This window comes from Burkholderia sp. M6-3 (assembly GCF_050858985.1).
GTDB lineage: Bacteria > Pseudomonadota > Gammaproteobacteria > Burkholderiales > Burkholderiaceae > Paraburkholderia > Paraburkholderia caledonica.
In genome coordinates this window covers 2,042,892-2,063,054 of sequence record NZ_CP110091.1, presented here as the reverse complement: position 1 = coordinate 2,063,054, position 20,163 = coordinate 2,042,892, and the positions used below count along the sequence as shown (strand labels likewise).

17 protein-coding genes are annotated in these 20,163 nt (G+C 60.8%); 9 read left to right on the top strand and 8 right to left on the bottom strand.

Features of this window, described 5'->3' with window-relative positions; translation table 11 throughout:
- Positions 1 to 576: 576 nt before the first annotated feature.
- The 4 genes from OH764_RS26765 to OH764_RS26750 all read right to left on the bottom strand — a co-directional run bounded on the left by OH764_RS26765 (position 577) and on the right by OH764_RS26750 (position 6,439).
- Positions 577 to 3,603, bottom strand: coding sequence for a DEAD/DEAH box helicase (locus OH764_RS26765; RefSeq protein WP_498849155.1), 3,027 nt, complete (start codon positions 3,601 to 3,603; stop codon positions 577 to 579).
- Between the two features lie 140 nt (positions 3,604 to 3,743).
- The gene (gene istB / locus OH764_RS26760) at positions 3,744 to 4,511 is read right to left on the bottom strand and encodes an ATP-binding protein (RefSeq protein WP_498849154.1); all 768 of its coding nucleotides are present in this window, start codon (positions 4,509 to 4,511) and stop codon (positions 3,744 to 3,746) included.
- 12 nt (positions 4,512 to 4,523) lie between these two features.
- Positions 4,524 to 6,047, bottom strand: a complete 1,524-nt coding sequence (istA, locus tag OH764_RS26755) for an IS21 family transposase (protein ID WP_498849153.1) — start codon at positions 6,045 to 6,047, stop codon at positions 4,524 to 4,526.
- A 146-nt stretch (positions 6,048 to 6,193) separates the two neighbouring features.
- A complete protein-coding gene (locus OH764_RS26750) occupies positions 6,194 to 6,439 on the bottom strand; it encodes a hypothetical protein (RefSeq protein ID WP_498849152.1) in 246 nt (81 codons plus the stop codon).
- A 175-nt stretch (positions 6,440 to 6,614) separates the two neighbouring features.
- Between OH764_RS26750 and OH764_RS26745 the strand changes: the two genes are divergently transcribed.
- Positions 6,615 to 6,803 (top strand): hypothetical protein, encoded by a 189-nt coding sequence (locus OH764_RS26745; protein WP_498849151.1) that lies wholly within the window; start codon positions 6,615 to 6,617, stop codon positions 6,801 to 6,803.
- Positions 6,804 to 6,839: 36 nt separating this feature from the next.
- Here OH764_RS26745 and OH764_RS26740 read toward each other — a convergent pair whose 3' ends face one another.
- Complete coding sequence (locus OH764_RS26740) at positions 6,840 to 7,559, bottom strand: IS6 family transposase (RefSeq protein WP_498849150.1); 720 nt, start codon at positions 7,557 to 7,559, stop codon at positions 6,840 to 6,842.
- Positions 7,560 to 7,768: 209 nt separating this feature from the next.
- Between OH764_RS26740 and OH764_RS26735 the strand changes: the two genes are divergently transcribed.
- On the top strand, positions 7,769 to 8,032 hold the full coding sequence (locus tag OH764_RS26735) for a hypothetical protein (protein ID WP_498849149.1): 264 nt from the start codon (positions 7,769 to 7,771) through the stop codon (positions 8,030 to 8,032).
- Between the two features lie 72 nt (positions 8,033 to 8,104).
- Here the strand turns inward: OH764_RS26735 and OH764_RS26730 are convergent, their stop codons facing one another.
- Positions 8,105 to 8,836, bottom strand: a complete 732-nt coding sequence (locus OH764_RS26730; protein WP_498849139.1) for an IS6 family transposase — start codon at positions 8,834 to 8,836, stop codon at positions 8,105 to 8,107.
- A 4-nt stretch (positions 8,837 to 8,840) separates the two neighbouring features.
- The gene (locus OH764_RS26725; RefSeq protein WP_498849148.1) at positions 8,841 to 9,158 is read right to left on the bottom strand and encodes a KUP/HAK/KT family potassium transporter; all 318 of its coding nucleotides are present in this window, start codon (positions 9,156 to 9,158) and stop codon (positions 8,841 to 8,843) included.
- A gap of 686 nt (positions 9,159 to 9,844) precedes the next feature.
- Here OH764_RS26725 and kdpF point away from each other — a divergent pair.
- The 7 genes from kdpF to OH764_RS26690 all read left to right on the top strand — a co-directional run bounded on the left by kdpF (position 9,845) and on the right by OH764_RS26690 (position 18,661).
- Positions 9,845 to 9,940: a K(+)-transporting ATPase subunit F gene (gene kdpF / locus OH764_RS26720; RefSeq protein WP_498849147.1), complete on the top strand. Its 96-nt coding sequence runs from the start codon at positions 9,845 to 9,847 to the stop codon at positions 9,938 to 9,940.
- Entirely contained in the window at positions 9,937 to 11,745 is a 1,809-nt protein-coding gene (gene kdpA, locus OH764_RS26715; RefSeq protein ID WP_498849146.1) for a potassium-transporting ATPase subunit KdpA, read from the top strand. Before kdpF ends, kdpA begins: the two co-directional genes overlap by 4 nt.
- Positions 11,746 to 11,758: 13 nt before the next feature.
- The gene (gene kdpB / locus OH764_RS26710; RefSeq protein WP_498849145.1) at positions 11,759 to 13,909 is read left to right on the top strand and encodes a potassium-transporting ATPase subunit KdpB; all 2,151 of its coding nucleotides are present in this window, start codon (positions 11,759 to 11,761) and stop codon (positions 13,907 to 13,909) included.
- Positions 13,910 to 13,912: 3 nt separating this feature from the next.
- On the top strand, positions 13,913 to 14,494 hold the full coding sequence (gene kdpC, locus OH764_RS26705; RefSeq protein ID WP_498849144.1) for a potassium-transporting ATPase subunit C: 582 nt from the start codon (positions 13,913 to 13,915) through the stop codon (positions 14,492 to 14,494).
- An 82-nt stretch (positions 14,495 to 14,576) separates the two neighbouring features.
- A complete protein-coding gene (locus OH764_RS26700) occupies positions 14,577 to 17,393 on the top strand; it encodes a KdpD family sensor histidine kinase (RefSeq protein ID WP_498849143.1) in 2,817 nt (938 codons plus the stop codon).
- Between the two features lie 5 nt (positions 17,394 to 17,398).
- Entirely contained in the window at positions 17,399 to 18,097 is a 699-nt protein-coding gene (locus OH764_RS26695) for a response regulator transcription factor KdpE (RefSeq protein ID WP_498849142.1), read from the top strand.
- 147 nt (positions 18,098 to 18,244) lie between these two features.
- Positions 18,245 to 18,661 carry a universal stress protein gene (locus tag OH764_RS26690; RefSeq protein ID WP_498849141.1) on the top strand — a complete coding sequence of 139 codons (417 nt, stop codon included), beginning with the start codon at positions 18,245 to 18,247 and terminating at the stop codon, positions 18,659 to 18,661.
- A 26-nt stretch (positions 18,662 to 18,687) separates the two neighbouring features.
- On the opposite strand, the gene OH764_RS26685 is transcribed toward OH764_RS26690, so the two are convergent.
- The gene (locus tag OH764_RS26685) at positions 18,688 to 19,869 is read right to left on the bottom strand and encodes a cation:proton antiporter (RefSeq protein ID WP_498849140.1); all 1,182 of its coding nucleotides are present in this window, start codon (positions 19,867 to 19,869) and stop codon (positions 18,688 to 18,690) included.
- Positions 19,870 to 20,163: the final 294 nt, after the last annotated feature.

Genomic DNA, 20,163 nt, shown 5'->3' with positions numbered 1-20,163 from the left:
TCAGACTTGGGATTTACTCGCGTATGGGGCAAGGCGGCCGATTCCGCGCGCACGTGCGGACCAGGCGGCGTCGCGCGGCAGACGGGTCATTGGGCCGTTATCGATGACCATCCATTGCCCATCAACGGAAAGCCCACAAAGCTGACGAACCTGCTATATCTCCCGTGCTGCGCCGCCCAGACCTGCCGACATATGAGAGGGAACGACAGGAGTAACCCCGCGTTCAACTTCACGACAACGTGATCAGCACGACGGTCGTAGCTAGCCGCGACGTCGTAATGCGCATGACCGCTTCAGTGCAAGAAGAGACAAAGCAGCGACCCGTCGTCGAACGGCAGAGATGGGTCGTGAGTGCGCGCTGACGACAGGCCGCTTTCGAGAAGCCAAATCCCATCGGCCGCTTTTCGGCGATGAGCTGAAGGACGGGGCTGACGCGACCCGACCCGTTGCCGCCGTTCAATCCGGCGCGGCTCTGGCGGCTGCTTCCAGGGCACAGCGGCCTTCGACTCTTCGAGTCCGGCAGCGATTGATCGGCGTTATGCGAAGCGCTTTATACGGCCAACGAGGAGCGGCAAGTCACTTCTTCTTACGTCTTTCGATTTCTTGTCTCACACGTTCGATTTCAAGCCGTTTGGCTTCCTTTGTTCCCCATGGTGGCGCTCTGTTTTGGGTGCCTTCGACGGCGGCATGAATACGTGCTTTGGCAGCAAGTTGATTGGCTCTGCGTTCGTCCAACTCCCTCATTTTGGCCGCTTGCCGCTCGGTGAAGCGTTCAGCGGCGATTGGTGTGGTTCGTTCAGGGAGTCCGGCAAGGATCACAAGCTTGTCAATATTGTTCCAGGTGCTGATCCAGCCGTCGTTGTAGGCAAACTCGCTAATCAACGGGAGATTGAGTGCCGTGTAGATCGGGATCCAGTTTACTTCTTCGCCCTGGCGGCGACGCACAGCGAGTTTGGGATTGAACTGGTACCGTCCGGTGGATACACGCAGAAACAGGGATCTATTGTAGGCATAGTCTCTGTCGATTTCGTTCCTCGCCAGCACGCCAGAAAGATGCTGGCGCTTGTTGCGCTCCGGCCGCACTACGTTAGCGGGTAAGTGTTGCCAGGCATCGAGGATGATTTGGGTCTGGAACGCGCTGTCTGCATTGCGTCGTATCTTGCTGAATCGGGCTTTGAACAATACCCACAGGGTCTGGAACAGAAAGTATTCAGACAGATGCCGGTCGATGCGGACCAGGCGATCACACGCTCTGACATCAATGCAGGGCGGAGCCAGGCATTCATAGATTGCCGCCAGCGGGCCAGCAGCGAACTTTGCATCGTCAAATGCCTGACGCAAAGCCCAGTGCAGTGCGTTGTGACCATAGTGATCGACGGCATCGCGGTCGGCACCGCGCTCCAGCAGTGCTTCCACCAGCGCCACGTTTCCTGCAGCAGCTGCGGCCATCAGTGGCGTCTGGTTCATTGGCAGGCGATGATCGACGCCATGCAGGTCACACTGCCTGAGGATGTCCTTGAAGTGGTTGGCGAAGTAAGGGACGTAGCTCTTGCGGGCGAACACCGCGCGCTGCTGATCAAAGGTCCGTGCCTGCTCGAATTTCGCCTCAACTGCCAGCCACTCGGCGAGCTGCGGTTCGTCGAAACAGGTGGCATAGTCAAAGAGTTGCTGCTTGCCCTTGTTGCCCGGAGACTGCTCGCGGAAGACCTTGATCAGCAGTTCCCGGACCTTGGCATCATCGAACACCGGCCAAGGCACCGGAACCTGCTTCAAGATGGTGCGGCGGATGGCCTCCGCCTGCTCCTGCTTGCCCTGAAGTTCGAGCTTGCGTGCTTCCTTCTGCCAGTCTTCGAGCGTGGATTGTTTGGCCTCGATCCTGGTCTGGCCGACGACGAGATCCAGCAACCCGAACAACTCATGCCCTGTGTCCGACTCGATCATGTAGATGTTCTTGATGGCGCGCGTCAGCGCTACATACAGGGCATTGACGAAGAACTTATAGACTTCGAGCGACTTATCACTCTTGTCTTTGGCGCGTTTGTAATTCAGTGTCTCGACCGCTAGGTCGGCCTTGGCGACGCCCTCGACGATATCGTTGAACTCGCCGCGGTGATCCGAGATGAAGCGGTAGAGCACGATGTTCTCGTATTCGAGACCCTTGGCTTCGTGGATCGAGAACAATAGCGGCGTGGCAAAGTGCTTGCGGGCGTCGGCCTTGTCCTCATCGCGCATTACCAGGACGGCGAACTGTGTGGATTGGCGAATTTTCTGGTCCAGTTCGCGCCTGGCGGCGTCCTTGTCGGATATCAGCGTAACCTGGCCAGTCTCGCCGCTAACGGCCTGGACCAGGAAGTTGCTCTCGCGGTCGATGGAGCCGAAGCGCCGCTGCTTGATCTTGAGCAACTGATTGGCGACGCGAGTGGCCTCCAGGCCGTTGCGAAAGTTGGCCTCCAGCACGCGCAATTCCTGTCGCTCGGCCAGTTTCGGGTCCTTCCAGAACAGGCTCTTGACTTGGCTCCAGGAAAAGAAATTGGGATGGACAATCTGGTTGGAATCCCCGCAGAGCATGAAATGGCCAGGCTTCTTCAGGGTTTTCAGTACGAGCGCGAGTTGCACGGTGGTGATGTCCTGCGCCTCGTCAATAACCACGAAGTCGTAGCGCGGCGCTGCCAGCGCTCGCCAGTCGTGTGCGACAAGATTCAGGTCGTAGAGCTTTGCCTCGGCCAGCCAGGCGCCATACTTCTCAAACAGATTGTAGAGTTGGTCGCGCCGTTCTACGGGAAAGATCGATTGACGCACGCCCAGTGCTTGATACTCGTCGCGCGACAGGACACCGCCTGACCCGGCAGCAATCACGCCGCGAATCTCCTCGAAAGCCTGGTGGGCTTCGACATCCTTGAAGTTCTGCCGTATACGGGAGTACCAGCCCGCAAAGTCGCGCCAGCTAGCCTCGCGTCCTGCCGGAACGCGGATCGACTCGACAAACTCCCGGTAGGACAGAAATACGGCCTCCTGACCGCCATGTTCGAAACCGTTGGAGTAGTAAAGGTCGCGGGCGCTCTGCGCCAGGAAGGCGGAGTGAGTGACGTAGAGGACCTCACCTTCGGCATGCTTGAGCTTTTCAAGCGTCAGTGCGGTCTTGCCGCTGCCAGCGCTGCCGACGACAATCAACGGAGGTGGCTGTCGGTAAATGGTCTCCTGCGTGTCATCAAACGAGATCGGTTTGTCGAGCAGGTGAATGCCGGTACGTTCGGGATGAAGGTAGCGTAGAGGTTGCGCCTCCCTGATGGCGTCATCAGCGCTGATGTCTGGAATTTTGCTCTCGTCAATCGCCGCGCCGCGCAGGAAGCGTGACTTATCGTAGGCGTGATTGGCGATCACTTCCAGTATCAATGCGCAGACTTCATCCCCGTGGCGCACCAGCGAGAACAACAGCCGGTCGGCGTCATCCAGCTTCGCCCGGTAGAACTTGCCGTGGCTCAGATTAGCGAGCTTCTTGACTTGGGCAGCACGGAAGTCGTGGCGAGCGATGGCCGCCGTCACCTTGTCGTAGCTGGCCTTGACGCGTGAGGTGTCGAGCCCGGTGTATTCGAGGATCTTCATGAGGCGACGAGGATGAGAACACGTGCAAGAGCAAGAATTCTCTCATGGTGCGTATTTCGGCGAACGTGACCGCCGATTTCGGGAACGTGACCGACTTGGCAGGGTCGGGCGTTGCGCGGTATCGATTGTAGATTTCCTCGCTAGTTTTGGTCGAGTTCTGGTTCCAGCACGCTGGGCTTCGGAGATGCTTTTCTGAGAGATTCGCCCGTCAGTTTGATGCGGTGATGACGCTGCATGAGGCGATCTAGCATTGCGTCGGCGATGGTCTCGTCGCCTATCCAGCCGTGCCAGTGTTCGATTGGTAGCTGGCTGGTCACGATCGTGGCTTTGCCGGCAGACCGGTCATCAATCATCTCGAGCAAATCGTTTCGAACCATCGCGTCGAGCGGAGCCATTCCCCAATCGTCCAGCAGGAGAACATCAACTCGAGCAACCTGCAGCAACCATTTGGTGAAGCCGCCGTTGCCGTGGAGGACGCGTAGTTCCTCGCCGAGGCGCGGCACACGTAGGTACAACGCGGAGTGCCCGCGTCGGCAGGCATATTGCGCGAGGGCGCAAGCGAGCCATGATTTACCTGCGCCGGTTGGGCCGCTAATGAGCAGGCTGTATCCCGATTCGACCCAGTCGCCAAGAGCTAGGCTTGTGAGCGAACGCGGGTCCACGCCTCGACCAGCGCGAGTGTCGAGATCTTCGATGGCGGCCTGCGGATACTTGAGGCGCGCTTGCTTGAGCAGTCGGGTGCGGCGACGATCATCGCGCCAACTTGCTTCCCGGTCGACCAGCAACGACAGGCGTTCCTCGAAGCTCAGAGCCGCCGTGCCGGGCTGCGTCAGTTGCTCTTCCAATCCGTCGGCGAATCCATCCAACTTCAGGGTGCGTAGTTGCGTCAAGGTTTGGTGCATCATCATGACGGGTTCTCTTTATTGGTAGTAGCTGGGGCCACGGACATGCGCGTGACTCGGACTGACCCATTCGACAGGCGTGGTCGCTGCCGCGCGGTCGCGGTTGTTAATGAGGATGTCGCGCACGTGGCGGTAACGATGTACACCCAATTCGAGCGCCAACGCGCACGCCGCTTCGAGACGGTCGCGACCATAGCGACGTGAGAGCGAGAGCAAGCCAAGGCACGCCCGATAGCCGTGCTCGGGATGGCGCTGTTCCTGCAGAAGCCGCGCGACGAGCGCGCCGGTGGCGCCGCCAATCTGCTGACCCCAGTGGATAAGCCGCTGCGGAGTCCATTCGAGATGGGCGCGGTGTGCCGCCGGCATGTGCTCGACGACGGTGGTGTAGCCTCCTACGCGATCATTGCGAGCATGGCTGGCCACACGGCGACCGCGATGCAACAACTCGACAGCGCCGGCAGTGATGCACGCATCGAGCTTGAGTCCAACAAGCGCGTGAGGAACGCTGTAGCGATGTTTATCGATCTCGATGTGGTAGTCGATGTGGACCGTTACTGCCTTGAACCGCGCGAGCTCATACGGCTGCACCGGCAGTGGCTGTAGGGCCGGCGCGTCTAATTCGGTGAACGCGCTGGCGCGGCATCCCGGCAGCTTCTGAAACGGGCGCTCGTTCAAGTTCTTCAGTAGCGGGCGGATCGCGTCGTCCACCGACTGGACCGACTCGAACTGGCGATGACGCAGGCGCGCCATGATCCAACGTTCGACCACCTGAACCGCCACTTCAACCTTCGGCTTATCCTGCGGGCGATAAACGCGTGCAGGCAGAAATGAGGTGCCGTAGTGACGCGCGAAGTCCAGCACGGTGTCGCCGGCGCGAGGCTCATAGCGATCGGGATCGGCGATCATCGCGCGCGGGTTATCCGGCACGATCAGTTGGGGAACGCCGCCGTAGAAGGTCAGCGCGCGGGCGATACCGCTCAGCCAGTCCTCCATCGTCTCGGCCGGCGTGGCGCATGCGAATGTATAGCTCGATGCGCCCATGGCGGCCACGAAGATGTGCGCGCGGCGCCCTGTGGTCAACGCCAACGTGGGACCGGCGAAGTCGACGAATAGCTTCTCGCCAGCACGGTGGATCTGCCGCATCGAGCGCTTCAACCGTTTCGTGAACGCCTTATAGTGCTCGCAGAACTGCGTGTAGCGGTAGGTCTTCCGATTCGCGAACTCTGCTTGATATTCCTCCCACAACAACGTCAGCGTCACGCCCTTGCGGCGCAGCTCTTGATGAATGCGACCGTAGTCGGGCTGTGCATAGGCCGCGGGTCCGGTGGGCTTGCCAAGAAGCCGTCGTTCGAGCTCGCCTTCGTCCATATCACAGGCGATCGCCCAATCCAGCCCGGCGGCACCCGCCAGTCCGACGTACTTCGTGACCACGCCCTTGGAAATGCCCAGCGACGCGGCGATTCGATCATGCGAGAAACCGCCGTCGAACTTAAGTCGTAAAACGTCCTTGATCATGCGCATGTTCATCCGGTGCGCGGGCATGCTCTCTCCGGCAAAAGCCGGCGAGCATAGCTCGCGTGGTTGATGTCATGCGCAACGCCAGTCCTGCCGTCCGGTCCGATCGGTCACGTCCCCGGAACGGACGGTCACGTTGCCGAAATCGCCGGTCACGATCCCGAAACGGCCGGTCACCTTCGTCCGAAATACGCACCCGGCTCATTCAATTCTGGGAACTCGCCCGTACGGATCTTCGCGAGCGTCGCCGGCGGCAGCCATGTTTCCTCCATCGCGTCAATGCCACGCTCGATCAATTGCTGCGGGAAAAACGACTGCTTGCGACCAGTGGCCTCAGCGAGCAGCCGCAACCTGTGCTCGACCTGCGGATCGACGCGGACCGCCACCACCTTTAGCCTATTCTCGGCGCTTCTTTTCATATTTTCAGTCGATGGATCTAGTCCGCGTCGGGCAGCATGCTGCGAGCTTCCTGCGTGCCCCGCCTGGCCTTGCCGGCGCGCGATAGTGGACGTTGACCGATTCGTGCAATCCCAATGGTACGGACGTCGAAGCCAATCTCGCCAGCCGCGCTGATCGCAGCGTCCAGCGTTTTGAATGGCGGACGTTGCGAGGATCGAGCTCGCGCGCAGTGCGCAACTGGACCTGCATCTGACGACCCTGCCGACTGACGACGACCAGCGTCAGCACCCATTGATCATCACCCACGTTGGTCGCGAAGAAATCGTCGACGATCCCGGCGCGAGAAAACGTCTTGGCCTGAGCGGTTGTGGTGCAAAAATTTAGATCGGGGGCGAGCGAAGTGTGTGCCACCCCGTCGCGTCATGCCGCAAGCACGGCACTCCAGATTGCAGGCGGAGTTTGGTCTTTGATACTTAGGCGACCGATGGCAAACTGGTTCTTGCGAATGCGATGCAGGAGTTCGGCGCCGGCCAGTGTGATCGCCGCGCAGTCGAGGTTCCTGAACCCCAACATGGGGCCAATCCGCGACTTGACGCCGCGATGATCCTGCTCGATCAGATTGTTCAAATACTTCGACGAGCGGCACTTCGTGTTGCGCCACGCCGGATTGTCGCCGGGCAGGTCGCGCACTGCCCGATGTGACGCCGCGTAGCCATCGAGCGTGATGCTGGTGGGAGCCCGGCCCTGGGTTCTGAGCGCCTTGCGCAGGAAGGCTTTAGCCGCCGCCACGTCACGTTTCGGACTGAGCCTGAAGTCGACCGTATTGCCATCGCGATCAACGGCGCGGTACAGGTAGACCCACCGCCCGCGCACCTTCATGTACGTCTCGCCGACGCGCCACGAGCGGCCGGTTTGGCGCGCATAACGGGCCCAACGCTTCTCGAATTCCGGCACGTAGCGTTGGACCCAGCGCATCATGGTCGTATGTGCGACGTGCAGTCCGCGTTCCACCATCATTTCGGCGAGGTCCCGATACGAGAGCTTGTAGCGGCAATACCAGCGCACACAGAGAATGATGAGTTCGCGTTCAACGTGCCGACCTTTGAACAGTTCGTCCAGATCCCGGAGCTTCTTCGCCATCCTGCATCACCGCCGCTAAAAGCCTCTACTTTAGCTCACCGCGAATTCGTACCAGAACCTTCTGCTAGAGCCCTGGCCATCTAGCCCCACGTCGCAACGGGAAAATAGTCTGCGTTTGATTTGCGTCATGCAGCCCTGACGTTGCGGGTATACCGTTCAGTTTGCACGCATCGTGACCTGACGTCATGGTATGACCTTCGAGATAAATCATGCATTTTTTATATGGAACATGCGACATTGACGTGACTGCGGAGTTTTCGCTCGGTCGGTACTTCCCTCGAGCGAGGATAGAACCGTGCCAAGATTTATCGGAGGCCGGTCTGGACGAAGTGCACGAGTCAGGCGACCTCGGGGATTTTGGCAACGAGGCGGATGCAATAGCCTATGCGCACAAATGGGCAATCGAATGGATAGATGAACGCATGAACCCCGTCGTTCGTCTCAAGGACAAGAACGACAAGGACAAGGACTGAGACGATCTCACTTCGGCTCTGTCAACTTGTCGGGCGTAGACTACCTGAGAAGCTAAAGCATAGTTATCCTTATCAGATAACGCACTCGACTGCGGCAGTAACAGTCCATCCATGCCATGTGGCGAAGCGTTCCTGGAGTACGGCACGATGACATGCCGCGTTCATCTGATGTCTGGGCAACGCGAAGTGCTGCCGGATTGGGCCGAAGCATGAGAGGAACGCCTGCGTGCGACGCGCATCGCGAAAGCCGCACATCTGTCGTTCGCGCCTGCGGGTCGGCTGGTGGCTGTTCTCAGCACGGTTATTTACGCGTGCAGCCGCTTTGACGAAGACGTGCTTAATATGAGCGAGCTCGGGAATGTCGGCCTTTGCTGCGGGATAGCTGCGCAGCTGGTCGGTAACGATCTTGCGCGGCAGCGGGTTTGAACGCAGCACCCGCCGGAAGAAGCGCTTTGCCGCAGCCTTGTCGCGCCGCTTTTGCACCAGCACGTCGAGTTCGACACCATGCTCGTCGACCGCTCGCCACAAAAGATACGGCTCGCCGCGCAGTGTGACGAACATTTCGTCCAGATGCCATGTACTGCCCGGCTTGCGCCGCGCCGCTTTGGCACAACAGGCGAATCGAGCGCCGAACTTGTCACACCAGCAACGGACCGTTTCGTATGTGACCACGACACCACGCTCGAGCAACAATTCCTCGATGTCGCGAAGGCTCAGGTTGAACCGGAAATACCACCGAACCGCGCAACTGATGACGACTGCAGGGAAGCGGTGACCGTGATAAAGCGATTTCGTTTTCTTCATCACTTCATTCTACCGCCGCCTCCCCATCAACCTGACAGAGCCCCCGTCGTGTCTCGCGACCAGTACGCTCTCCCACCAGCAGCGCGAGGAGTGCCAGCAGCCCGCCTTCGCCGCGGTTGTCGGCCTGCATAAGAACAAGAACGTACTTGATGCTCACCATCAGAATGAGGGACCACAGGAATAGCGAGACGATTCCCACCACGTTTTCCGGCGACGCGGTCACGCCACGCGCGCCATTGAAAGCCTCCTGCATCGCGTATAGAGGACTGGTCCCAAGGTCACCGAACACGATGCCGAGCGCTGCGAGGGCCAGCGATGCCATTGCACCGGTTCCGTGCGTGGCGCGCGGTGCACGAGGAGGACCTGCGTGCTTCGCGCGCTGGTCAGTCGGATCGATGCTGGCGTTAGGCTGGTTCGACATTGAGGTTAAAGCTGTGTGGTTTTAACGGATGCAGTGCCTGACAGCGTGAACGAGGCGGGCTGGACTGGCGCCTGGATGGTGTCCGTCTACGGGCAGCGAGATCTTCGGAGCACCCGGCGTCCCACCCTTGGATCATATGCCTTTGATGTGAGTCAAACTCGGCCAGTCCGCCACATCTAACCTTACGTACGACAGGGCAGTCCGTTCATTCGAACAGAACGCGTTTCATATATCAGGAAGTGAACATTCGTCCTGTTAGAACCTGCGCAAACACGATGCCGCATTCATCGGTTTATTAATTAAATAACTCATTTACTTGATCCATCTGGTTTCCAGGAAGTGGGGTGTATTAGCTGCCTTGGCGTTTGCATTTGAGCGCTCGATTTTTACGCCTCTTTTATTTACCGTTGCCTAGGCTTGTCATGTCCTTCACGAGGGGTCGGTATTACCTCGTCGTTGCGCGATCCGTCAGGGGGAACAGAAATGGACCTGATCTACATAGTCGGCGTCGCCGCCTTTTTGGGGCTCTCTCTCGCGCTGGTGATCGGCTGCGAGAAATTGCACAGGAACGCACCGGGAGGCCGCCCATGACCTCATGGATGATCTGGATCGCCGCCGCTGCGACGCTTCTCCTGTTCGTGTACCTCGTCTACGCACTGCTGCGCGCGGAGGATCTCGAATGAACGCCTACAACACTCTGCACGTCGTGCTTTTTATCGTCGTCCTGACCGCTGTGGCCATCCCGCTTGGTCACTACATGACCTCGGTGCTGGACGGTTCCTCTGCCGTCGTGCGCAAGTTCGGGCGGCCGGTCGAACATTTCCTGTATCGACTTGCGGGCGTGAATCCCGAGTCCGAGATGTCGTGGAAGCAGTACGCGTTCGCAGTGCTTCTTTTCAACGCGCTGGGCGCGTTGGCCGTGTATGGCTTTCTGCGTCTGCAGCAATGGCTGCCTGCGAACCCGCAGGGCTTCGGTCCCATGACGCCTGATGCGGCGTTCAATACGGCGGTGAGTTTCATCACCAACACGAACTGGCAGAACTATACGCCGGAAACGACAGTGAGCTATCTCACACAGATGACGGCGCTGGCCGTTCAAAACTTCCTTTCGGCAGCGACGGGCATTGCAGTGGCCGTGGCGCTGATTCGGGGATTCGCGCGCCACACGGCAACGACGATTGGCAATTTCTGGGTCGACCTGACGCGATCCACGCTGTACATCCTGATGCCAATCGCGTTTGTCATCGCGCTGGTGTTCGTCAGTCAGGGCGCGATCCAGAACTTCAGGTCGTACGTGGACGTTCCGACGCTTCAGGTCACGACCTACCAGGCGCCGAAGACCGATGCGCAGGGCAATCCGCTCAAGGATGCAAAGGGTAATCCCGTGATGCAGGACATGAAGGCGGACAAGCAGACCATTGCAATGGGGCCGCTAGCCTCCCAGGAAGCAATCAAGATGCTCGGCACGAACGGAGGCGGATTCTTCAATGCCAATTCCGCGCATCCGTACGAGAACCCGACGCCACTGGCGAATTTTATCCAGATGGTTGCCATGCTGAGCATCGGCGCGGCCCTGTGCATCGTCTTCGGGCGGATGGTCGGCGACAACCGGCAAGGTTACGCGGTGCTCGCGGCCATGACCATTGCATTTGCGATTGGTTGCTGGGGTGAGATCTCGTCCGAGCAGGCGGGCAATCCGTTGTTCACCTCGCTGCGGGTCGACCAGACCAGGTCGGCGTTGCAGACCGGTGGCAACATGGAAGGCAAGGAGGTGCGGTTCGGAATTGCCGATTCCGGCATCTTCACGGTCGCCACCACTTCGGCATCGTGTGGGGCGGTCAACAACATGCACGACTCGCTCACGCCGATGGGTGGTTTCGTGCCGATCCTTATGATGCAACTGGGCGAGGTCGTATATGGCGGGGTCGGCTCAGGCCTCTACGGGATGCTGGTCTTTGCACTGCTCGCCGTGTTCATTGCCGGGTTGATGATTGGCCGCACGCCTGAATACATCGGCAAGAAGATTGAGTCGTACGAGATGAAGATGGTGTCGATCGCGGTCCTCATCATGCCGATGATCGTCCTCGTTGGGGCGTCGATCGGTGTGCTGTCCCCGCTGGGCACCGCGGGTATTTCCAATCCCGGCCCGCACGGTTTCTCCCAGATTCTCTACGCGTTCACCTCGGCCACGAACAACAACGGCAGTGCATTTGCGGGTCTTTCCGTCAATACGCCGTTCTATAACGTTCTGCTGGCCATAGCCATGTGGTTCGGCCGGTTCGTGCCGGCGGTAGCGGTGCTCGCCGTCGCGGGGTCGCTCGCGCAGAAGAAGCGCATCGCGGTGACGGAAGGAACCTTGCCCACACATGGCCCGCTGTTCGTCGTGATGCTGCTCGGTGCCGTGCTCCTGATCGGCGCACTCACGTTCGTGCCCGCGCTTGCGCTCGGTCCGGTTGCCGAGCATCTGTCAATGATTGCGGGTCACTGAGTTGGAGGTAAGCATGACTACGTCCGGTCAACAGCCCACCCATCGCCCCGACAACCTTGGTCAGGCACGAACGGCCGCGCGCTCGATGTTCGACCCGGTGCTCGTGAAGCCGGCGATTGTGGATTCATTCAGAAAGCTCGAGCCGCGCACGCAGTTGCGCAATCCCGTGATGTTTTGCGTCTACGTGGGCAGCGTGCTGACCACGATCCTCTGGTTTGCCGCGCTTGCCGGTCAGGCCGAGGCGCCCGCCGGCTTCATTCTTGCCATCGCGCTGTGGTTGTGGTTCACCGTGCTCTTCGCCAACTTTGCCGAAGCACTGGCCGAAGGCCGCTCAAAGGCGCAGGCAGCGTCGCTGCGCAGCGCGAAACACAATGTGGTGGGGAAGAAGCTCAACGACCCGCATCCGAAATCGGCCGTCACGATCACGACGTCGACCGACCTGCGAAAGGGCGACGTCGTGCTGGTCGAGACGGGCGACACGATTCCCGCCGACGGCGAGGTCATCGAGGGCGTCGCGTCGGTCGACGAATCTGCCATCACAGGCGAATCCGCGCCGGTGATCCGCGAATCCGGCGGCGACTTCTCATCGGTCACGGGCGGCACGCGCGTGCTCTCGGACTGGATTGTCGTGCGGGTCTCGGTCAACCCCGGAGAAGCATTTCTCGACCGGATGATTGCGATGGTCGAAGGGGCGAAGCGTCAGAAGACGCCGAACGAGATCGCGCTGACGATCCTGCTGGTGGCGCTCACACTCGTGCTGCTCTTCGCCACGGCAACCCTGCTGCCGTTCTCGATTTTCTCCGTTTCGGCTGCACAGGCGGGCCATGTCGTGACCATTACGGCCCTTGTGGCCCTGCTGGTCTGCCTCATCCCGACTACCATCGGCGGGCTGCTTTCCGCGATTGGCGTGGCCGGCATGAGCCGGATGATGCAGGCGAACGTGATTGCCACTTCCGGACGCGCTGTTGAGGCGGCTGGTGACGTCGACGTACTGCTGCTGGACAAGACGGGCACCATCACGCTGGGCAACCGGCAAGCGTCGGCTTTCATACCGGCTCTCGGTGTCTCGGAACAGGACCTCGCCGACGCGGCGCAACTGGCGTCGCTTGCCGACGAAACGCCCGAAGGCCGCAGCATCGTCGTGCTGGCGAAGCAGCGCTTCAACATCCGGGAGCGCGACATGGGGGCGTTGCACGCCACTTTTCTCGGCTTCACGGCGCAGACGCGCATGAGCGGTGTCGATCTGCCGGACCGGGAGATCCGCAAGGGCGCCTCGGATGCGGTGAAGCTGTATGTTGAGGCGCAGGGGGGACGCTATCCTGGCGAGGTCAACACCGCAGTGACCGACGTCGCGCGACGCGGCAGCACGCCACTGGTGGTCGCGGAAAAACCCGGTGCCCACGGCAGTAACGGCAGTGGCCCGGCCCGCGTACTCGGCGTGATCGAACTGAAGGACATCGTCAAGGGCGGCATCAAGGAGCGCTTCGCCGAACTGCGCAAGATGGGCATCAAGACCGTGATGATCACGGGTGACAACCGGCTGACGGCCGCAGCTATTGCGGCCGAAGCCGGCGTCGATGACTTCCTCGCTGAGGCCACGCCCGAAGCCAAGCTGAAGATGATTCGAGGGCACCAGACGGAAGGACGGCTCGTCGCGATGACGGGTGACGGCACCAACGACGCGCCCGCGCTCGCCCAGGCCGACGTCGCGGTGGCGATGAACAGCGGCACGCAGGCCGCGAAGGAAGCGGGCAACATGGTCGATCTCGACTCGAATCCGACCAAGCTGATCGAAATCGTCGAGATCGGCAAGCAGATGCTGATGACACGCGGCTCGCTCACGACATTCTCGATCGCCAATGACGTTGCGAAATACTTCGCGATCATTCCGGCGGCCTTCGCCTCGACCTACCCGAACCTGCGCGTGCTCGACGTGATGCACCTGACTTCGCCGTCGTCCGCCATTCTGTCCGCCGTGATCTTCAACGCGCTGATCATCGTCGCGCTCATCCCGCTCGCACTCAAGGGTGTGCGGTACCGTGCGCTCGGCGCCGCAGCGGTGCTGCGCCGCAATCTGCTGATTTATGGCCTCGGCGGGATTCTTTTACCATTTCCGTTCATCAAGCTGATTGACGTCGTACTTACCGTATTTGGATGGGTCTGAGCCATGAACAATTTCTTGCGCCCCGTGCTGGTGTTGTTTGTGCTGCTGACGGTGATCACAGGCGGCGTCTATCCGCTCGTGGTGACGGCGGTCTCCCAGGCCATATTTTCGCGGCAGGCCAACGGCAGCCTGATCGAGAAGGACGGCAAGCCGGTCGGCTCCGCGCTGATCGGCCAGCAGTTCGACGCACCGTACTATTTCTGGGGCAGGTTGTCCGCAACATCGCCAAATCCCTATAACGCACAGAATTCCGGTGGCTCGAACCTCGGTCCGACGAACCCGGCGCTTGCCGACGAAGTGAAAGGGCGCATCGCGGCACTGCATGAGGCAGATCCGTCGAACACCACCCCGATACCCGTGGATCTCGTGACATCCTCCGGTAGCGGACTGGATCCCGATATCACGCCGGCTGCGGCGGCATATCAGGCCGCGCGCGTGGCGAAAGCTCGCGGGCTGATGCTTGACCAGGTGAGCGGACTGATCGCGCAAAACACCTCTGGACGGCAATGGGGCATATTCGGTGAGCGCCGCGTCAATGTGCTGACGCTGAATCTCGCGCTCGACGAGATCAAGCCGATGAATTGAGTTTCTCCCGGCACGGCGGTACGCGGCCAACTCGCTTGCCCGCGAGGACAGGATAACGGGATGACTCGCAAGGAGACATGCGATGAACCGGCCCGATCCCGACGAACTGCTGGACAGGCTGCAGCGTGACGAGGAGAAAAGCCAGCGAGGACGGCTCAAGATATTCTTCGGCGCGTCGGCCGGCGTCGGCAAGACGTTTGCGATGCTTCAGGCCGCGCGACGCCGCAAGGACGAAGGTGCCGATGTCGTGGTGGGAGTCGTCGAAACGCATGGGCGCAAGGAGACGCTCGCGTTGATCGAAGGCCTGGAGGTCATCGCACCCGCGCGCATTGAATATCGCGGCCGCCTGCTCGCCGAGTTCGATCTCGATGCCGCGCTAGTGCGCAAGCCGCAGCTGATCCTCGTCGATGAACTGGCGCATTCCAACGTCCAGGGCAGCCGGCACCTGAAGCGCTGGCAGGACGTGCAGGAACTGCTGGATGCCGGCATCGACGTGTTCACGACGGTCAACGTCCAGCATCTCGAGAGCCTGAACGATGTGGTCGGTCAGATCACGGGCATCCGCGTGTGGGAGACGGTACCCGACCGCGTATTCGATCTCGCCGACGAGGTGACGCTGGTCGATCTGCCGCCTGAAGAACTGCTCGACCGGCTGCGCGAAGGCAAGGTCTACATGCCGCAGCAGGCAGAGCATGCGGTTCGCAATTTCTTTCGCAAGGGCAATCTGATCGCGCTGCGCGAACTCGCGTTGCGCCGTACCGCCGACCGTGTCGATGCGCAGATGCGCGAGTACCGCGCCGACCAGTCGATCGAGCGCATCTGGCAGGCGCGCGAACGCATCATCGTGTGCGTCGGCGCGGGCCAGGCGAGCAGCAATCTCGTGCGCGCTGCGGCGCGCCTCGCTTCGAACCAGAAAGCGGACTGGCTGGCCGTCTACGTCGAAACGCCGAAGCTTGAGCGGCTGCCTGATTCCATTCGTAAACGCACGCTCGACGCGCTCCGGCTTGCGTCCGAGCTGGGCGCGGAAACCGTCACGCTGCAAGGCAGCGAGGTTGCGCCGACGGTCATTGCGTATGCTCGCATGCGTAACGTATCGAAGCTGGTGGTGGGAGCCTCATCCGTGAGGGGGTGGCGCGCGCGTCTCATGCCGTCCGTCTCGCAGCAGATGGTCTGGTCGGCGCGCGATATCGACGTCACTGTAGTCAACTCGGGCGCGGTGCGTGAAGCCGCCGAGCGCCACGATGCCGCAAGCGGGTTTGCAGGGCCCGATCTGGGAGCGAGCCGCTCTTCACCGGCCTCCTACGCCTGGGCACTCGCAATCTGTTCTGCAATTACGGCTATTGCCGGCATGCTGCTCGACCGGATCGCGCAGACCAATCTTGTGATGCTCTACCTACTTGGCGCTGTCTTCACCGCGGCACGCCTCGGGCGCGGGCCAGGCGTGCTGTTCTCGTTTCTCGGCGTGGCGGCATTCGACTTCTTTTTCGTGCCGCCGCGGATGTCGTTCACGGTCGCCGACACGCAATATCTGCTTACCTTCGCCGTGATGCTGATGACTTCGCTGACGATCAGTCACCTGACGGCGAGCCTCAAGCGCCAGGCGCACTTGGCCACGCTGCGCGAGCGGCGCACGGGGGCAATGTTCGCGATGACGCGCGAACTGGGTGGCGCGCTGATGACGGACCAGATCATCGAGATCGGCATGCGTCATGTGAGCGAGGTGTTCCAGGCGCGCACGGCGATCCTGCTGCCAGACAGCGCAGAGAAGGTACGACCCAAGGTCGAGAATCCCGACCCGGCGATCACACTCGACGACGCCGATCTCGATCGTGATATCGCCCAGTGGGTCTACGACCAGCAGAAACAGGCTGGTCAAGGCACGGAGACACTGCCCGCTGCGAAGGCGCTGTACCTGCCGCTCAAGGCACCGATGCGCACACGCGGCGTGATCGCGCTGGTCTCCGACCGGATGGCGGAATTTGCCGTGCCCGAGCAGCGACGCATGCTCGACACCTTCGTCGCGCAGATCGCGCTGGCGCTCGAGCGGGTGCACTACGTCGAGATCGCGCAGGATGCACTGGTCAGCATGGAATCGGAACGACTGCGCAATTCGTTGTTGTCCGCGATTTCCCATGACCTGCGCACGCCGCTTACGTCAATCGTTGGATTCGCATCGGTGCTGACCGAACAGGGCATCGCCGCATTGGGCGGCCCCAGGGCACAGGAACTCTCGGAGGCGATCCAAGACGAGGCACTGAGAATGAATGGACTCATCATCAATCTGCTCGACATGGCGCGACTCCAGGAGGGCAGCATGCGGCTGAACCGGCAGTGGTCATCGATCGAGGAGGTGATCGGCGCCGCGCTGGCCGGTTGCCGACGCATGCTGGGGGACCGCAGGGTCGAGGCGCGTGTGCCCCCGGATCTCCCGCTCGTGCAGCTCGACGCGGTACTCGTGGACCGGCTCTTCGCGAACCTGCTCGAGAACGCGGCCAAATACACGCCCGCAGGGTCGCCGGTCACCATCGATGCGTCCATGATGCAGGAAGAGGCGCACCGCTACGTGCGGGTCGAAGTCGGCGATAGCGGGCCAGGTCTGCCCGCGGGAATGGAATCCCGGGTGTTCGACAAATTCACCCGTGGTGAGAAGGAGTCGGCACCCCCGGGCATGGGTCTCGGGCTTGCCATTTGCCGCGCCATCGTCGAGGCGCACGGGGGCAGGATCGGCGCGTCGAACCGCACCGATATGGACGGCAAAGTGCTCGGCGCCTGTTTCTGGTTCATGTTGCCTGCGGACGAAACGCCGCCCACGGAAACGGAAGTCCCGGAGCTTCCCGGTATTGGAACGTCCCCGGGCTCGTCGTCGAAGGTCTCCGGCAACAGCATGAATCGCCTTTGAATGTCATGAGCGATCCGACCGTCACGGTTGTCCTGATCGAGGACGACCGACAGATTCGCCGGTATGTGCGAGCCTCGCTGGAACGCGAGGCGATGCGCGTATTCGATACCGGCACCGGTCAGGAGGGTCTCGCCACGACCGCCACCGCCAGGCCTGATCTGGTGATTATCGACCCGGATTTGCCTGACGTGGATGGTGTAGACGTGATCCGGCAACTGCGCGGCTGGTCTGCTGTGCCGGTCATTGTGCTGTCGGCACACTCGGGGGAACAGGACAAGGTGACGGCACTCGACGCCGGGGCGGACGACTATGTGGTCAAGCCGTTCGGAATCGCCGAATTGCTGGCACGAATCCGGGCGCAGCTGCGCAGGCAGGATCACTCCGTGACAGCGGATTCGCCCAGGGTATCGTTCGGCGCGGTAACGGTCGATCTGGCGGCGAGGTCGGTACAGCGCAACGGTGAGAGGATCCATCTGTCGCCCATCGAATATCGCCTGCTGGTCGCCCTTATTCGTCATGCGGGCTGCGTGCTGACTCATCGCCAGCTTCTGCAGGAGGTCTGGGGACCCGACCATGCGGAAAATGCACACTATCTGCGGATCTATATGGCGCATCTGCGCCAGAAGCTTGAAGGGGACCCGGCCCGACCCAGGCACATTGTCACGGAGACCGGGGTTGGATATTGCCTGGTCGGCGTCGGGTGAGCTGCGCCGCTCAGGGCTCCACGATACCGATGGACTTTGGATATTGACGACATTTTTATGCGTTGCTCCTGTAGCTTTACGTCATCGTGGCGATGTCCGTGCTTCAATCAAACTGTAACGCCCGGTCGTTGTGTACTGGAGGTTGGTGTGCTGAAACTGCTTATTCCCGTGCTCGGTGCCAGAGGGGCAACCGAGGCTGCGCGCCACGGGGCGTTCCTGTTTGCCGAACGGTGCGTAGCCGAGGTTGAGATCATCGAAGTGCTCGATGATGCGGCGCAGGGTCGTGCCGCCGCTTTTCATTCACCGGCAGCGCTGCACAGACGGGAGAAGCAGTTAGCGCTCGATGCGCTCATGCAGACGCGGGCGATTCTCGACGATGCCGGAGTTCCGTACACATGGAAACGCGTGTTTGGGCCCGCGGAGCGGACAATCGCGCAGTGTGCTGCAAAGGGTCATGCGGATATCGTGGTGCTCGACGCAAGCCACCTGGGCTTTTTCCACAGATGGACCGTTCTCGCCAGGCTATGGCGCCTGACTTCAACACCGGTCACGATGCTCCACTGAAATCTGCACCGGCTGTGGCGGCAGCGTCACACGACGCGCAAGCGCCGCAGCAGCGCTGTCATCGTTGTGCCCTGAACAAAAATTGAAAATGCGACTACGGCAAAGGACACCGTGACGATTTCCTCGCGACGCGGTACGCCGGGCGGCAACCCCATTGCGAGAGCCAGGGCGAGAGCACCGCGCATGCCCCCCCAGAACAGGATATGTTGATGCCGCACTTCGATGCGCAGCGACGTGCGCGAGAAAAGCATGCAGCAGGGGTAAACGGCTACAGCTCGGGCTACCATTACGACCACGACGGCGACGCCGATCGAGGCCCACACCGTTTCATATTCCCGCTGCGCCTGCTGGATCCCAATGAAGAGAAAGATGAATGAATTCGCGGAAAATACCGCGTATTCAAGCACGTTCTCAACGGCTTCCCGGCCCCGCTTCGTCATCGGATTGACCGCGTTACGCGTGCCCATCACGAGGCCCGCAACCAGCGTTGCCAGCACGCCGGACAGGTGAAGGTTCTCGGCAAGCAGAAACGAGCCGTAGGCCGCGATCATTGCGAACGCAATCTCGACCAGATGATCGTCGGTGCGGTGTAGCAGCGACAGCGCCACGTTGCCAATCAGCAAACCGCAAAATACCGAACCGAGAAGCACGACGCCCGAGATCCTCAGCACGTCGATCGAATGAACGTGCGTACCACCAACGAACGCCAGCACAACGCGAAAGCCCGCTGCGGCCGTCCCGTCGTTGAACAGACTTTCTGCCTCCATTAACTGCCTGAAGCGGCCTGCGACTCCTGCCTCTCTGAATGTTGCTAGGACCGAGACCGGATCCGTGGCGGCAATCAACATACCGAAAAGCAGGCCGGAAATCCATTCCCAGTGCAACAGGTAATGCATGGCCGTTGCGGTCACGCCGGCCGATACGAGCACACCGACGATAGCTAAGGTCTGCACGACGGCGAAGTCTCTGCGAATCTCGCCCCACCGCATGTGAAACGCCGCTTCGAAAATGAGTGGCGGCAGCAGGACGTTGTAGATGAAATCCTCGTTGAGCGGGATAGCGGGAAATCTGGAAGAAGCGACGAGAGAGAGGGCAATACCCGCGATAACCAGCCCGACGCTGTACGGCATGTGTAAGCGCCGCACAAGCATCGCCATCAATGCAGACACGAGCAACAGGACTTCGAAAAGGCCGACGTTAAAGTCCATCCGGACGGCTCCGGTCAAGGAAAAGCAATGAGTTTCGCTGCGGCTGGCTCGCTCTCGCCGACGTTCGCGGCTGCTGTGCGGATCTCCGCAGTATGTTCGCTACGCTGTTGTTAGATCATACGCAGGTACAGGCCGCGCTTGCTATGCGCGTACGCTGCGAGGAGACATTGTGCCCACTGGGTTCAGCGTAAGGGAATGGCGATCGCCGTTGGCCGCGGAGTCTTCGCACAATCCGCCCCAGTCGCCATGGTTGACCGAATGCCCGCTTGTTGTCGAAGAGCCGACGTCTGTACG